Origin of the sequence: Ruegeria sp. A3M17 (assembly GCF_003318255.1) — a bacterium.
In the GTDB taxonomy this organism is placed as follows: domain Bacteria; phylum Pseudomonadota; class Alphaproteobacteria; order Rhodobacterales; family Rhodobacteraceae; genus Ruegeria.
Genome location: NZ_QOCF01000011.1, coordinates 40,014 through 54,635, shown reverse-complemented (window position 1 = coordinate 54,635; position 14,622 = coordinate 40,014). Strand labels below are relative to the sequence as shown.

Annotated in this window: 13 protein-coding genes and 1 pseudogene; 4 read left to right on the top strand and 10 right to left on the bottom strand. The window is 58.3% G+C overall.

Annotated features, from left to right (window positions below):
• Positions 1–310 (top strand): annotated as a pseudogene (locus DS906_RS22150) (hypothetical protein); the annotation flags it as partial.
• A gap of 60 nt (positions 311–370) precedes the next feature.
• Here the strand turns inward: DS906_RS22150 and ppk2 are convergent.
• The gene (gene ppk2, locus DS906_RS06360; protein ID WP_113789385.1) at positions 371–1,288 is read right to left on the bottom strand and encodes a polyphosphate kinase 2; all 918 of its coding nucleotides are present in this window, start codon (positions 1,286–1,288) and stop codon (positions 371–373) included.
• Positions 1,289–1,577: 289 nt separating this feature from the next.
• Between ppk2 and DS906_RS06355 the strand changes: the two genes are divergently transcribed.
• Positions 1,578–2,417, top strand: a complete 840-nt coding sequence (locus DS906_RS06355; RefSeq protein WP_199528494.1) for a CPBP family intramembrane glutamic endopeptidase — start codon at positions 1,578–1,580, stop codon at positions 2,415–2,417.
• A gap of 3 nt (positions 2,418–2,420) precedes the next feature.
• On the opposite strand, the gene DS906_RS06350 is transcribed toward DS906_RS06355, so the two are convergent.
• Positions 2,421–2,879, bottom strand: coding sequence for an Lrp/AsnC family transcriptional regulator (locus DS906_RS06350; RefSeq protein ID WP_058278916.1), 459 nt, complete (start codon positions 2,877–2,879; stop codon positions 2,421–2,423).
• Positions 2,880–3,017: 138 nt separating this feature from the next.
• Here DS906_RS06350 and ald point away from each other — a divergent pair, with 138 nt between their 5' ends.
• A complete protein-coding gene (ald, locus tag DS906_RS06345) occupies positions 3,018–4,136 on the top strand; it encodes an alanine dehydrogenase (RefSeq protein ID WP_108860695.1) in 1,119 nt (372 codons plus the stop codon).
• Between the two features lie 194 nt (positions 4,137–4,330).
• Here ald and DS906_RS06340 read toward each other — a convergent pair whose 3' ends face one another.
• Complete coding sequence (locus DS906_RS06340; protein ID WP_369934201.1) at positions 4,331–5,143, bottom strand: mechanosensitive ion channel family protein; 813 nt, start codon at positions 5,141–5,143, stop codon at positions 4,331–4,333.
• Between the two features lie 211 nt (positions 5,144–5,354).
• Between DS906_RS06340 and DS906_RS06335 the strand changes: the two genes are divergently transcribed.
• A complete protein-coding gene (locus DS906_RS06335) occupies positions 5,355–6,053 on the top strand; it encodes a glutathione S-transferase family protein (RefSeq protein WP_113789377.1) in 699 nt (232 codons plus the stop codon).
• Here DS906_RS06335 and DS906_RS06330 read toward each other — a convergent pair.
• The 7 genes from DS906_RS06330 to DS906_RS06295 all read right to left on the bottom strand — a co-directional run bounded on the left by DS906_RS06330 (position 6,034) and on the right by DS906_RS06295 (position 14,600).
• Positions 6,034–7,641 carry a GMC family oxidoreductase gene (locus DS906_RS06330; protein WP_113789376.1) on the bottom strand — a complete coding sequence of 536 codons (1,608 nt, stop codon included), beginning with the start codon at positions 7,639–7,641 and terminating at the stop codon, positions 6,034–6,036. The genes DS906_RS06335 and DS906_RS06330 overlap by 20 nt on opposite strands.
• A gap of 73 nt (positions 7,642–7,714) precedes the next feature.
• A complete protein-coding gene (locus DS906_RS06325; protein ID WP_113789375.1) occupies positions 7,715–8,161 on the bottom strand; it encodes a YtoQ family protein in 447 nt (148 codons plus the stop codon).
• Between the two features lie 81 nt (positions 8,162–8,242).
• Positions 8,243–10,639 carry a phenylalanine--tRNA ligase subunit beta gene (gene pheT, locus DS906_RS06320; RefSeq protein ID WP_113789374.1) on the bottom strand — a complete coding sequence of 799 codons (2,397 nt, stop codon included), beginning with the start codon at positions 10,637–10,639 and terminating at the stop codon, positions 8,243–8,245.
• A gap of 88 nt (positions 10,640–10,727) precedes the next feature.
• Entirely contained in the window at positions 10,728–11,135 is a 408-nt protein-coding gene (locus tag DS906_RS06315; RefSeq protein WP_158541290.1) for a cupin domain-containing protein, read from the bottom strand.
• Positions 11,136–11,177: 42 nt separating this feature from the next.
• The gene (locus DS906_RS06310; RefSeq protein WP_113789372.1) at positions 11,178–11,972 is read right to left on the bottom strand and encodes a PHB depolymerase family esterase; all 795 of its coding nucleotides are present in this window, start codon (positions 11,970–11,972) and stop codon (positions 11,178–11,180) included.
• Between the two features lie 367 nt (positions 11,973–12,339).
• Entirely contained in the window at positions 12,340–13,413 is a 1,074-nt protein-coding gene (gene pheS / locus DS906_RS06300) for a phenylalanine--tRNA ligase subunit alpha (RefSeq protein ID WP_113789370.1), read from the bottom strand.
• 65 nt (positions 13,414–13,478) lie between these two features.
• A complete protein-coding gene (locus DS906_RS06295) occupies positions 13,479–14,600 on the bottom strand; it encodes a Hint domain-containing protein (protein WP_233494705.1) in 1,122 nt (373 codons plus the stop codon).
• Positions 14,601–14,622 lie beyond the last annotated feature (22 nt).

The window sequence follows — 14,622 nt, the reverse complement described above, 5'->3', positions numbered from 1 at the left end:
TACCGAACCCGAGGAACCGACACCCGGAACCGAAGAACCGGAAGAAGTCGCCTGTTTTGACGTTCAGGAGTTTCTTGCCGAGATCCGGGCATTCGTCCAATCGATTCAGGCGCAGTTCGACCAGTTTGATTGGAACGAAACGGACTATGCCGATGCGGAACCCGAAACCGACGATTTCGATATGGTGATGACCGGCGGTGACAATCCTGTCGACGATGTTGAGACTTGCTCTGACATGGCCGGCGACAATTCAGGTGATGTCTTTGTGTTCAACTATTATGATTTCGACTGCATGATGGACGCCGCTTAACGGATACCACGGTGCGAGGCGGGGGCGAACCTGCCTCGCACTAATTTCTACTTCAATAGTTCAATAGACCTTTGGAACATACAGATCGTCTGGCAAAATCCGGCGTTCATATTCCGGGTTATACTTTCGATCCGGCAGATCGACCTTTTCCTGCGGCACATCCGAATACGGGATCTTGGTCAGCAGGTGTTCGATACAATTCAGGCGTTCGCGCTTTTTGTCGTTGCCTTCGACGATGTACCAGGGCGCTTCGGGAATGTTCGTGCGGAACAACATGTCCTCTTTGGCCTTGGTGTAGGATTCCCACCGAATGCGCGATTCCAGATCCATCGGCGACAGCTTCCACTGCTTCATCGGATCGTGAATGCGCATCAGGAATCGCAACTGCTGTTCTTCGTCGGTGATCGAGAACCAGTATTTCAGCAGGATGATCCCCGACCGGACCAGCATCCGTTCGAATTCGGGAACGTCTTGAAAGAACTGTTTGACCTGATCTTCACTGGCAAAACCCATGACCCGTTCGACGCCCGCACGGTTGTACCAGGACCGATCGAACAAAACGATTTCGCCAGCCGCGGGCAGATGCGGCACGTAGCGTTGGAAATACCATTGGCTTTGTTCCCTGCGACTAGGCGCGGGCAACGCGACCACACGCGCAACGCGCGGGTTCAGGCGCTGGGTAATCCGCTTGATTACCCCCCCTTTACCGGCACTGTCGCGACCTTCGAACAGGATGCACACTTTGGCGCCCGTGTGTTGAACCCAATCCTGAACCCTGATCAGTTCGGCCTGCAATCGCAGCAGGTTCTGGAAATAGACCTTGCGGTCCAGCATGTCAGGATGCTGTTCCTTATAGATCTTACGAACTTCCATCGACAGCATCGGCTCGCTGAATTCGATTTCGAGATCTTCATCCAGCGTGTCTTCGAGCTCGGCTTCCAGCCAGTCTTTTGGGGCATCATTGTTTTGGTAAGCCAAGATCTGCTCCTTATCAGTCAACGGGTTCCGACCATACCCAGAGAGTGTGACCGCCTGATGTCATCAGAAATAATTGATGAACGCTCCGCGCCGGTTCAATTTCAAGTTGGTGCGGGGCCGTAAAACAGGCAGACGTTCGGTCATTCCTATAATTGAACCGACCTGCGCCTAGATACAAGCGTCTGATTTGACGCAACGCCAGCCGTTAAGCACAGGCTGACCCTTGCACGGCCTTGCCATTTGGGGTTGTCCGACGGCATCAATACGCACCTGAATACATGAGAGAGCCGTGGCGCATTTTGTATCCCTTCTGCCATTGATATGGCCCTGGTTCATACTAACCGCCGGCATGGTCAGTGCGGCCTCGGGCCGGCGGCAACTTGGCCTGACGCTGCTGTTGGTGTTTGGTCTTGCCGCCCTCGTCCTGGGGCTGGTCACGCCTTTGGCTATTGGAATTGTTGCAGCCGGATTGCTGGGTGCTTCGACCCTGAACCATCTCACGGGTACCGGCGCGGCGGTTGGCCACGTCATGTTGATCGGCTGGTGTCTTGCATTGGGCGCGCATCTGGTGCCCGGATTTCAAAACCTGCTGGTGCTGGACCGGGTCTACGCCGGGCCGGACAGTTCGGCGTTTTCCATGTACTTGAACCTGGACAAGCCAATGGTGCTGTTCGCGGTTCTGCTGGCCTGGCCGGGAATGACCAAATCAGCGAGACCTGTCCGGAGAACTCTGCTTCTGGTGGGCCTTGCGACCTTGCCCGCCCTCTTCGCCGTTGGGCTGGCCGTGCAGGCCATCCGGCCAGAGCTCGGCCTGCCGCCCTGGTGGCTGATTTTTGCATTGTCGAATCTGTTTCTGACCTGCCTGACGGAAGAGGCTTTTTTCCGCGGGTACCTGCAGTCGCTTATTGCTTCCAAACTTGGTGCAGCGCTTGGCGTATCTCTGGCCAGCCTTCTCTTTGGTCTGGCACATTTTGCCGGGGGTCCGGCCCTGGTCGCTTATGCCGCGATTCTTGGTGCGGCCTGTGGCTTGGGATTTTATGCGACCGGTCGGTTGTGGGTGCCCGTTATGATGCATTTCGGCTTCAATGCCGTGCATCTGATCCTGTTCACCTACCCGACCCCAGCCTGACAGTCACACCGGCAAGGCCGTCGTCTTGAACACAGTGCGCAACGCAAATGAGCTTTGCATTTGCGCCACGCCGGGCAAACGCGACAGGTACTGACGGTGAATTCGGGCAAAATCCTCGGTGTTCTCGGCGACAACCTTCAGAATATAGTCCGCCGTCCCCGCCATAAGATGACACTCCAGCACATCCGGAATGCGCGCCACCGCTTTTTCGAACGCGTCCAAAAGCTCTTCGGCCTGGCCCTGCAACGTGATCTCGACAAACACGGTGGTCGGGACGTTCATCTTGCGTGCATCCAGCAACGCCACATAGTTTCGAATGTACCCTTCGGCCTCAAGCCGTTGGACACGCCGATGACACGCCGACGGCGACAGATTCACCTGATCTGACAGCTCGGCATTCGACATCCTGCCGTTTCGCTGCAGGGCGGCCAGAATCTTTCTATCAGTCGTATCGAGGCTCATACGCGCAAGTCCTTTGCAATAAATTCCAATAATACCGAAGATTCTCGCAAAGAAAACCCAAATGACAGGCAGAGTTTCACAGAAATTGCATCCCGAATTGCACATAATTTGGGCAGTTTATGAATGGAGGAGCGAGAAATGAAAATCGGTTGCCCCAAGGAAATCAAACCCCAGGAATTCCGTGTTGGCATGACCCCCAACGCTGCGCAAGAAGCTGTTGCGCGCGGCCACGAGGTCATCATTGAAACCAATGCCGGCATGGGTTCCGGCTTTGACAACGACTCGTACGTCGCCGCAGGTGCGCGCATCGTCGACACCGCAGAAGAAGTTTTTGCGACCGCGGACATGATCGTAAAGGTCAAAGAGCCTCAGGCGGTTGAGCGCAAGATGCTGCGTGAAGGCCAGCTGCTGTTCACCTACCTGCACCTGGCACCCGATCCGGACCAGACCCACGACCTGCTGGCGTCGGGCTGCACCGCGATTGCCTATGAGACCGTAACCGATTCCAAAGGCGGCCTGCCGCTGCTGGCGCCGATGTCCGAAGTTGCCGGTCGTCTGGCACCTCAGGTTGGTTCGTGGACCCTGCAAAAGGCCAATGGCGGCCGCGGTGTTCTGATGGGTGGCGTTCCCGGCGTTGGCCCGGCCAAAGTCATCGTGATCGGCGGCGGCGTTGTTGGCACGCACGCAGCCAAGATCGCGGCCGGCATGGGCGCTGATGTCACCGTTCTGGACCGGTCTCTGCCACGCCTGCGTTACCTCGACGACGTCTTTGGCGGCACATTCAAAAGCCAGTACTCGACCGCTGGTGCCACGGCCGAGCTGATCCAGGAAGCCGACATGGTCATTGGTGCGGTTTTGATCCCCGGCGCTGCGGCACCCAAGCTGATCTCGCGCGCGCAGCTGTCCACCATGAAACCCGGTGCGGTTCTGGTTGACGTTGCGATCGACCAGGGCGGCTGCTTTGAAACCTCCAAAGCCACCACCCATGCTGACCCGATCTATGAAGTGGACGGCGTCATGCACTACTGCGTCGCCAACATGCCGGGCGCGGTTGCGCGGACCTCGACCATCGCATTGGGTAATGCGACCATGCCGTTCCTGCTGGCGCTGGCAGGTAAAGGCTGGAAGAAAGCATGTCAGGACGATCCGCATTTGCTGGCAGGTCTGAACGTCCATGCCGGTCAGCTGACTTACGAAGCTGTTGGTACGGCGCTGGGTCTGGACGTTGTCTCGCCCGAGGCAATCGTCAACGCCTGAAGCACTCCCGCCCCTGAAAGTAGCCGCTGAAGCGGCTGCTTTGCAGCGTTGGGCATGGCGGCGCGCCTTTGGCGCGCCGCTTTTCTTTTGATCGAACGACTTTTGCACCAACAAAAAAAACGCCGCGCTAAAAGCGCGGCGCCGGGCCCAACCGGAGGAGGCCATTTCCAATGCCCGCGCGACGGGCGGGAGTTTTACCCTTCTTTGTGAATTTCCACCGAATGCGGGTAGGGAATCGAAACACCTTTGGCGTCAAACGCTTCCTTAACGGATTTGGTCAGGTCGAACTTCACATCCCAATAGTCCACGGCCGCGCACCACAGGCGCGCCGTCAAATCGACCGAGCTGTCACCCAGATTTGTCACACGCACCCAAGGTTCCGGATCACTGTGGATACGGTCATCGGCCTTTGCCACATCCAGAATGATCTTCATCGCCTCATCAGCGCTGTCACCGTAATCAATGCCAAACACCAGATCGACACGCCGCGTGTCATGCGCCGAGTAGTTCGTGATGATCGATCCCCAGGATTGCCCGTTCGGAACGATGATCTGAACGTTATCCGGCGTCACCAGTTCGGTCGTGAACAGGTTCAGATCCTTAACTGTGCCTGCGGTGCCACCGATATCGACATACTGACCCAGCTTGTAGGGGCGGAAGACGACCAGCATAACGCCTGCCGCAAGATCGCTCAGCGTTCCCTGAAGGGCCAAACCGATGGCCAGAGAGGCAGCACCCAGAATGGCGACGATGCTTGTCGCCTGAATGCCAAAGATGCCCAACACAGCAACCAGTACCATGGCCAATATGACCCACTTCACCAGACTGGCGACGAAATTCCCAAGTGTCTGATCAATATTCGGCGTCGCATTGATCCGACGCCGGACTACACCGGCAATGGCACCAGCTATGATCCATCCAAGGATCAGTACGACCAGCGCTTTGACCGCGCTTATGATCAGCGGGGCAAATGCACCCACCTGTGTTACGACCTCATCCACGCGCATCTCCTTTCGATTCACGGCAAACCCGCGTCTCTCAGCGCGGGGTTGGCGGAATAGTGGGCCATAAAGGCGCTTCGGTCTAGGTGTGAGATACGCAGGTTTTCCCCGTTGTTCTCACGTACACAGCCCCTGACCTTGTATGCACGACCTGGATACTGGCAAGACTGGGCAATTGTACCTACCTATTGCAGGCAACCCATGACAGGAGCCCCCCATGCTGGACACCGCCTCTCACCCGATCACGGCCCGCTGGCCCGCGCAGTTTCCCGACAGGATTCAGCTCTATTCTTTCCCCACGCCGAACGGTGTCAAAGCGTCGATCATGCTGGAAGAAACCGGTCTGCCTTATGAACCCCATCGGGTTACTCTTTCAGACTCGGATGTCAAAAGCCCCGAGTTCCTGTCGTTGAACCCCAACAACAAAATCCCGGCGATCATCGACCCGAATGGTCCGGACGGAGAGCCCATTGGTCTGTTCGAAAGCGGAGCGATCCTGATATATCTCGCCGAGAAAAGCGGCAAGTTTCTCGGTCAGACCAAAGCCGACAAATATCGCGTGATCCAATGGGTGATGTTCCAGATGGGTGGCATCGGTCCGATGTTCGGGCAACTGGGCTATTTTCACAAATTCGCAGGCAGCGAGATCGAAGACCCCCGCCCGCGCGAACGCTACGTGAACGAGGCCAAGAGACTGTTGAATGTTCTGAACCAACAGCTTGAAGGTCAGGATTGGATTGCCGGAGACTATTCGATTGCCGATATTGCTATCGCGCCGTGGTTGCGCGGGCTCGAATTCTACAATGCCCACAATCTTGTCGGCTGGGAAGACCACGCCAATCTGGTGGCCTATCTCGACCGGTTCCTGGAACGACCCGCGGTGCAAAAAGGCCTGATTACGCCGCCCCGAGACTGATTGCTTCGGCGATTTTTTCGGCAATCATGATAGTGGGCGCATTGGTATTTCCGCCGACCAGAGTCGGCATGACTGATGCGTCCACCACCCGCAGCCCCTCGACCCCATGAACCCGGCCTTCGGTATCGACAACGGCCATATCGTCGACACCCATCTTGCAGGTGCCCACCGGGTGATAAATCGTGTCGGCACGGCTGCGGATATCAGCCTCCAAGGCCTGATCACTGCCGTCATGGGCATAGAGCCGCTTTTTGCGCCAGGGTTCCAGCGGTTCGGATTCGAGAATTGATTCCATGATACGTGCCCCGCGCTTCAACAGATCCAGATCGCGGTCATCACTGAGATAAGCCGGATCAATACGCGGCGGCTCTCCGGCCCGGTCCGAGGTTATCCCAACGCTGCCCCTGCTGAACGGGCGCAACACACAGACATGGCACGAATACCCGTGCGGCAAGTGAATCTTGCGCATGTGGTCATCAACGATTCCGACAACAAAGTGCAGTTGAAGATCCGGTTTGGCAACGGATGGATCGGATTTGAAGAACGCGCCGCCTTCGGCAAAGGGGGTCGCAAACAGCCCCTCTCCGGTGCGGCGCCAGTCCAACCCCGCCTTAGCCAGGTTCCACAACCCGCCCGGGGTCAGCCCGATGACATCCTTACGTTTCGAATGATAGCTGAGGACATAGTCTAGATGGTCCTGCAGATTCTGACCAACGCCGGGCAAGTCGTGCAAAACAGGAATACCGTGCTGTTTCAACTCGTCTTCGGGCCCGATACCGGACAACATCAGCAATTGTGGCGAACCAAAAGCACCCCCCGAAAGGATGACTTCCCGGCGGGCGCGAATTTCGACTTCTTTGCCTTTTTGACGCAGCAACACGCCAGCCGCGCTTTTTTTGTCAAAAAGGATCTTCTGGGCTTCTGCCCCTGTCATGATTGTCAGGTTCGGTCGCGTCTTGACGCCCCGCAAATAGGCCGCAGCTGCCGAGCAACGTTCACCCTTATGCGCCCCGTCGTGGAACTGCGTGACCTGATACAGGCCTGCGCCTTCCTGCTCTGGCCCGTTGAAATCCTTTGTCTCGCGAATTTGTTGCTGGCCGCAGGCCTCGACAAACGCATGAGAGATGGCACGCGGCTCAGACTGGTCCGACACGCGCAAGGGACCGTCACCGCCATGGAGATCATCCGCACCGCGCGCATTGCCCTCGGCCTTGCGGAAGTAAGGCAGGGCACTCTTCCAGTCCCAACCTTCGCACCCCAAATCCGCCCATTCATCATAGTCGCTGGGATGACCACGCACATAAAGCATCGCGTTGATCGCCGATGAGCCCCCCAGCGCTTTGCCGCGTGGCTGGAACCCTTTCCGACCATTCAACCCGGGTTGGCGCACCGTTTGAAAAGCCCAATTGTTCAGCTTGGGTCGCCCCGAAACCATGGCCGCCACCAGGGCCGGAGCCCGGATCACCAGATCCTCACCCGCCCCGCCCGCTTCGATCAGGCAAACGCTTGTGTCTGGTTGTTCGCTCAGCCGCGCGGCCATCACACAACCAGCGGACCCGCCGCCTACGATGACATAATCGAATTCCATGGCTGCTCTCCCCTACTGCCCTATCAGACGGTAGAAAGCGCCCTGAAATCAGGCAAGCAAAACGTAGCGTGAGCTATTTTGGCAGGGCGCCCGTCAGAACATAGCGCAGCACATCAACCACTTGGCCCGGGTGCTCGGCCACAGCCAGCGCCGCTGCGTCCACTTCTTTCAGCGCGTGCTGGTGGTCAGCGCCGTGTAGCACGATCAAAGACTTGCCCAAAGCCGCAGCGTAGCCCGCATCAAAGGCCGCATTCCACTGTTTGTACTTCTCGCCGAACCGGACCACGACCACATCGGCATCCGCAATACCCTTGCGGGTGCGGATCGCGTTGACCATCGCGCCCTTGTGGTCATGCCAATACTTGTTCGGCTCGGCCCCCAGAATGGCCACACCGCAATCGTCGCTGGCCGCGTGATCGGTGACGGGGCTGTTGAAAGTGATATCCAGACCCTGAGCACCCTCAATGATCTGTTCCCGCCAGTCGGTGTGGATTTCGCCAGATAGGTAAACGTTCAGCATCTTTCGTCCTCCGCAATAACAGAAAGGGCGCGACCGCCCCTTCATCTTTTCAAAAACACTCCCGCCGGAGGCGGCCAAGAATCAACCGCGTAAAGTACCGCCAGTTGCCTTGGTAACCTTGGCGATGATCTTTTCGGCCACCGCTTCGATGTCTTTTTCCTTCAGCGTCGCATCCGTCGGCTGCAGGCGCACGGTGATGGCCAGTGATTTCTTGCCTTCACCCAGGCTGCCGCCGATGAATTCGTCAAAGACGCGGACGTCCTCGACCAACGCCTTGTCGGCGCCGGCTGCGGCGTTCACCAGTGTCAGCGCCTCGACGCTTTCGTCGACGACGAATGCAAAGTCACGCTCGACCGCCTGCAAATCGCGCAGTTCAAGCGCGGCACGGGTAGCGCCGGATTTACGCGGCAGAGGCACCTCTTCCGGCCAGATGGTGAAGGCCATCGCCGGGCCTTTGATATCCATCGCCTGCAACACCCGCGGGTGCAATTCGCCGAACACGCCCAGCACCTTTTTCGGACCCAGACAAATTTTGCCGTGACGACCCGGATGCCACCAGGCGTCACCGTCGCGCAGGACCTGCACCTTGGCGGGTGCACCAATGGCCGTCAGCACGGCCTCGGCATCCGCTTTGGCATCGAACACGTCAATCGGGCGCGAGGCACCGTGAACGTCCTTGGGGCCGTTGCGACCGACAAGCAGACCGGTGATCTGGGTTTTCTGATCGCCGGGCTCACCGTCATGGAACACCGGACCAACTTCGAACAGTGCAACATCAGCATACCCGCGGGCCTGATTGCGGGCGGCGGCCTGCAGCAGACCGGGCAGCAAATCTGGACGCATATGGCTCATCTCGGACGAGATCGGGTTTTCCAACTGAGTCGCTTCATCCCCACCACCAAACAAGGCAGCCGAAGCCTGATCAATGAACGTATAGCTGACGCATTCATTGTACCCCAGCGCCGCACAAGTGCGACGCGCCATCGACTGACGCCGCTGCGTCGGGGTCATTACCGGCTTGGGGATACCATCCGTCACACGCGGCAGTGGCTTGCCCTGCAATTTGGTCAGGGACGCGATACGCGCGACCTCTTCCACCAAATCAGCTTCGCCCATGATATCAGGACGCCAGCTGGGGACACGCGCCATCTCGCCTTCCAGACGGAAGCCCAAACGGGTCAGGGTCTGGCGTTGCTCGCTTTCCGGAATATCCATGCCCACCAGCGACTGCACGCGTTCAGCGTCCAGCTTGAAGGCGCGCGAGTGATCCGGTGCCTTGCCAGCTTCGACCACTTTCGAGGCTTCGCCACCGCAGATATCCAGGATCATCTGCGTTGCATGTTCTAACCCTTCCAGCGTGTATTCAGGGTCCACGCCACGTTCGAACCGATAGCGCGCGTCCGAGTTGATTTTAAGCGCACGACCGGCCAACGCGATCTGCACATGATCCCAAAACGCGCTTTCAAGGAACACATTCACGGTGTCCTCGGTACAACCGGTTTCCTCACCGCCCATAATCCCGGCAATCGACTCCGGGCCCTTATCGTCCGAAATCACCATCATACCGGGCTTCAGGGTGTATTCTTTCTCGTCAAGCGCAACCAGCTTTTCGCCGCTTTTGGCACGGTGAACGCGCAGGTTACCCTGCACCTTGTCCGCATCGAAAACGTGCAGCGGGCGGTTCTGGTCGAACGTCATGTAGTTGGTGATATCCACCAAAGCCGAGATCGGACGCAGGCCAATTGCCTTCAACTGATCCTGCAGCCATTGCGGGCTGGGGCCGTTTTTGACCCCTTTGATCAGGCGACCGGTGAAATGCGGCGCACCGTCCAGCGTATCCTCGTCGATCGTCACCTTGATCGGGCTTTCGAACTCACCCGGCACCGGTGTATAGCCGCGTTCTTTCAGCGTACCGACGCCACGTGCAGCCAGATCGCGAGCGATCCCGGCCACGCCCAGCGCATCAGGGCGGTTCGGCGTGATCGCGATCTCGATCATCGTATCGACTTTTGCCGGCTCGTTCTGGGCCAACCAGTCGACGAATTTGTCACCGACTTCGCCCGAGGGCAGCTCGATGATGCCGTCATGTTCTTCTGACAGCTCCAGCTCACGTTCCGAGGCCATCATGCCAAAGCTTTCGACGCCGCGGATCTTGCCCACGCTGATCGTCAGATCCAGACCGGGGATATACATGCCCGGCTTACAGACCACGACCGTGATACCTTCGCGTGCGTTGGGCGCGCCGCAGATGATCTGCAGATCGCCCTCGTCGGTCGCGACCGTGCAAACACGCAGCTTGTCGGCATCAGGATGTTTTTCCGCGTGCTTCACATAGCCCAGCGTAAAGCCCGCCAGACGGTCCGCAGGGTTCACGATCTCTTCGACTTCCAGTCCAAGATCGGTCAGCGTCTCTGCAATCTCATCCACCGACGCATCGGTGTCGAGGTGGTCTTTCAGCCAGGAAAGAGTGAATTTCATCGGTCGGTTTCCGCCAGTAAATCTAGGGTCAGACCGCGTGTAACGGATATTGCGGACAGGGGAAAGAGGGTGCGGGGGGCTTGGGCGCCTACTCTTCCGCGACCGTGTTGGAAACGCCCTCTGCACCGGCAAACACGGCCAGAATCCGCGCGATATCTTCGCCTGAATTCACGCCTGCATGAGGTGAGCGGAATGCCTCAACCAGCGCATCACCGGTTTTGTAGGTTTTGGTCCCGGCATCCCCGTAATCCACGGTGATTTCACCCTCTAGCATGTAAGCCGCCAATGGGGCCTCGTGCCGGTGCCAGCCGGTTTTTTGGCCGGGCTGCATGGTCACGATGGCCATGGTTATCTGCGCCTTGCCTTCGGGGTATTCCAGCGGTTCACCAATCACGGACTTACCGGTCTGCAACAGCACCTCAACCGGCGGATAGGTGTCGCGCGCCAGAACAGGTGTGGTGGCAAGGATCAGTGCGCTTAAAAGCAGGGTTCTCATAGGACCGTTCCATTCTCGGATCATTCCGGGCTAGTCAGATGTTCAGGGGTAGGTCGGTTCCCGCCCCAAAAGCTCATCCAGTTGTCGTCCGATCCAGCCATGCGGGATGAAGTGCCCGCCGGGATGCGTATCCAGCGAAACCTGTCCCTGTGCGCAATCGGTCCATTCCACCCGGCTGAGCGTCAGGATCGGCACCACGCTCCAATCCCCGCGCGGCGTCGCTGTTTCACACCCGAACTTCTGCAGCCACAGCGCCACCGGATAGGTCGTGTCCCTGCCCGGCCCAAAGGGGAAATCCATCACGGTGTCGCTGGTCCCGTGCACATGGCGCACCTCGGCCGGGGCTTGCGGGCAGTGCTCGGTTTGACGGATCGACCCCGCGACCGCCAGCAAAGCAGCCGTGTCATTGCCCGACTGGCACACATAGCGCCACGCCATCGCACCACCAAAGGAATAGCCCGAGACATAAATGCGTTCCGGGTCAATCGGATAGCGTTTGGCCACATCCTCAAGCACCCGGTCGGCGAAGGGGACATCGCGCGTGCCCGAAGTCCAAAAATCCCAGCTTTTGCCCAACCCGTTGGGCGCCACCAGCAGCACGCCGCGCAGCTTTGTGGCTCCGGCAATACGCTCATGGTTCACCACCACCGTCCCCTGCCGTGCCCAGCCATGGAAATGCAGCAACACCGGCAGAGGCGTTTCGCCGTCCCAGCCGTCGGGTTCAAGCACATGATAGGAACGGTCGCCGACCTGACAGGCGGTATCGCCGTGGCATGTATCCACGGCGGCGGCTTGGGTGGCGATGAGCAGAAACAGGAAAATCAGTCGGTAAATCATGCGACTGAACTTAACGAGCCCGCTCTCAGTGTCACGTCACAACCCCGTGGGATTCTGTGACAAGCCGCGCCTATTTTTTGAGCCGGTCAATGAGTTTTTTTGTTTTCCACAACTGGGACTGTTGATCACGCAATGTCTGATCTCGCATTTCCCAAACACGATGATGCGCCAACAAAAAAAGCCCTTGAAACGGCGAGGCCGCAAGCAGAATCAGAATGCTCAACCAACCGGGAAGAAAACTCGCGAGGCCGCAAAAGACCACGAACCATCCAAATAGCAGCACTGTCCCCACCCACCGGCGATTGCGTCCCGAAAACGCAAAACACCAGTCGTAATACTTGGAGAGATATACCCCAAGCAGGTACAATTAACGGCTCAAACCACCATGCAGGTTCGGCATATCCAGCGCCGCGAACCCGTAGTGGCGCAGCCAGCGCAGGTCGCTATCAAAGAATGCCCGCAGATCGGGAATGCCGTATTTCAGCATAGCCAGACGGTCGATGCCGATGCCAAAGGCAAAGCCCTGATAGACGTCCGGATCAATCCCACCGGCAGCGATCACCTTGGGGTGGACCATGCCCGAACCCAGAATTTCCATCCAGTCGTCGCCCTCGCCGATCTTCAGCTGACCGTTATCCCAGGAACAGCGGATATCGACCTCGGCCGACGGTTCGGTGAAGGGGAAGTGCGAGGCGCGGAAGCGCAACTCGACATCGTCGACCTCGAAAAACGCCTTCACGAACTCTTCCAGAACCCATTTCAGGTTCGCCATTGAGATGTCCTTGTCGATGGCCAGCCCTTCGACCTGATGGAACATCGGGGTGTGGGTCTGGTCATAGTCGGCACGGTACACGCCGCCCGGACAAATGATGCGGATCGGCGCGCCCTGTTTCTCCATCGAGCGGATCTGGACTGGCGAGGTATGGGTGCGCAGCACGTGCGGCGGGCGATTGTCGCCCTCGGCGCGGTGCATATAGAACGTGTCCATCTCGGCCCGCGCGGGGTGGTGGCTGGGGATGTTCAACGCGTCGAAATTGTGCCAGTCGGTCTCAATCCGCGGCCCTTCAGCCACCGAGAAACCCAGTTCGGCAAAGATCGCGGTCAGCTCCTCGGTCGCTTGGCTGACCGGGTGGATCGAACCCTGACGGCGCGCGCGGGTCGGCAAGGTGACGTCCAGCCATTCGTTGCGCAGACGTTCGTCTAGCGCAGCATCGACCAAAGCGGCTTTCTTGGCGGACAGGGCCGAGTTGATCTCATCCTTCAGGGCATTCAACGCAGGGCCAGCGACCTGGCGTTCCTCAGGGGTCATCTTGCCCAGCTCGCGCATCTTCAGCGCGACTTCGCCCTTTTTGCCGACAGCCGCGACACGGATCGCTTCGAGCGCGTTTTCTTCGCCTGCATCGGCGATCTGACCCAGATATTTTGCCTTAAGATCGTCCATGACGGTTCCCTGAATGCTGTTGAAGCTCTGCTATCACAGCAGTCTGCGAAAGCAAGAGGGGCGGATCAGATCGCCCGCAGCATTGCCACTTGTGGGCCGCACCGGACCGGGCGAACGGTTGGGCCATAAGTTTGCGGTTGATCCAAAAGCTCGGGGAACAGGGCGAACAGCTCGTCCGCGGCTTCGCGATCAAGACTCGACAGGCCCTGCGCGCCGGGAAAGAAGCTTTCCGAGATCAGGCCAGAGGTCGACACCAGTTGATGCCGGTCAAAGAACAGATGAACATAGTGGACAAGGTCGCAAGGCGCGGATGTGATGGTCGTGTCATTGACCATTGATTTGGCCGCCACAAGAACCTCATCTTCTCCGAACAGCAGCTGCGCCTGCCAACCTGAGACCAGCAGGCGGTGTTGCGGCGAGACGTAAATGTCCCCTTCCGCCCCCAACGCGTCGGAACGGATGCGAACGGGTGCAAAACGACCCCGTCCTGAAACAGTGCAGCCACCGGCCCAACGAATGATGCAAGCACCATCGTCCTGCGTCAGCACCAGATCACCCGGCCCCAGAGTTTCAACCCTGCGCGGACCATCTGGCGTGTCGACCAACGTGCCAGCCGCGAAACACGGCGCGCCTGAATCGCCGGGCGAGAGCGGCGCATGCACCAGTGTGTCCGGGTTGGGCTGATTGAATTGCAGGGTCGTTGTCGTTTGGTTAGGCCCCACAAGAACCGGAAGATTTTCCGAAGTTTCCCCGGCGGCCAACCCGTTTTGGGCGACGATATCTGTGGTTCCGCCACCGATATCGTAAAAATCAATGACCTCATCCGTCGACGTATTGGTCAGCGCATAGGCTTCATAGTTCGTAGAGCCACCGCCATTGGGATCGGTCAGCAGGATCGGAAAGAAATCCGCTGAAATCACAAAGACCTGTTCGTTGTTATCAGGGTCTGTCGAGACCTGAACCGACGGGTGATCCAGCGGAATTTCGATCCCGACCTGACCATTCGCCTGATAGAAGGACACAGTGAAATTGGCCGGATCCTCATCGGATCTCAGCGCAACCTCTAGGAACTCGGACACGCCGCTTTGGGCGGCGTAGGCATTGGAATAATGCAGTTCGCTGATACGGGCCATGACGCCATCACGCTCGGGAATATCCCGCCAATCATACTCGAAGGACCCTGCCACATGGCAAGGTCACATCGAATTA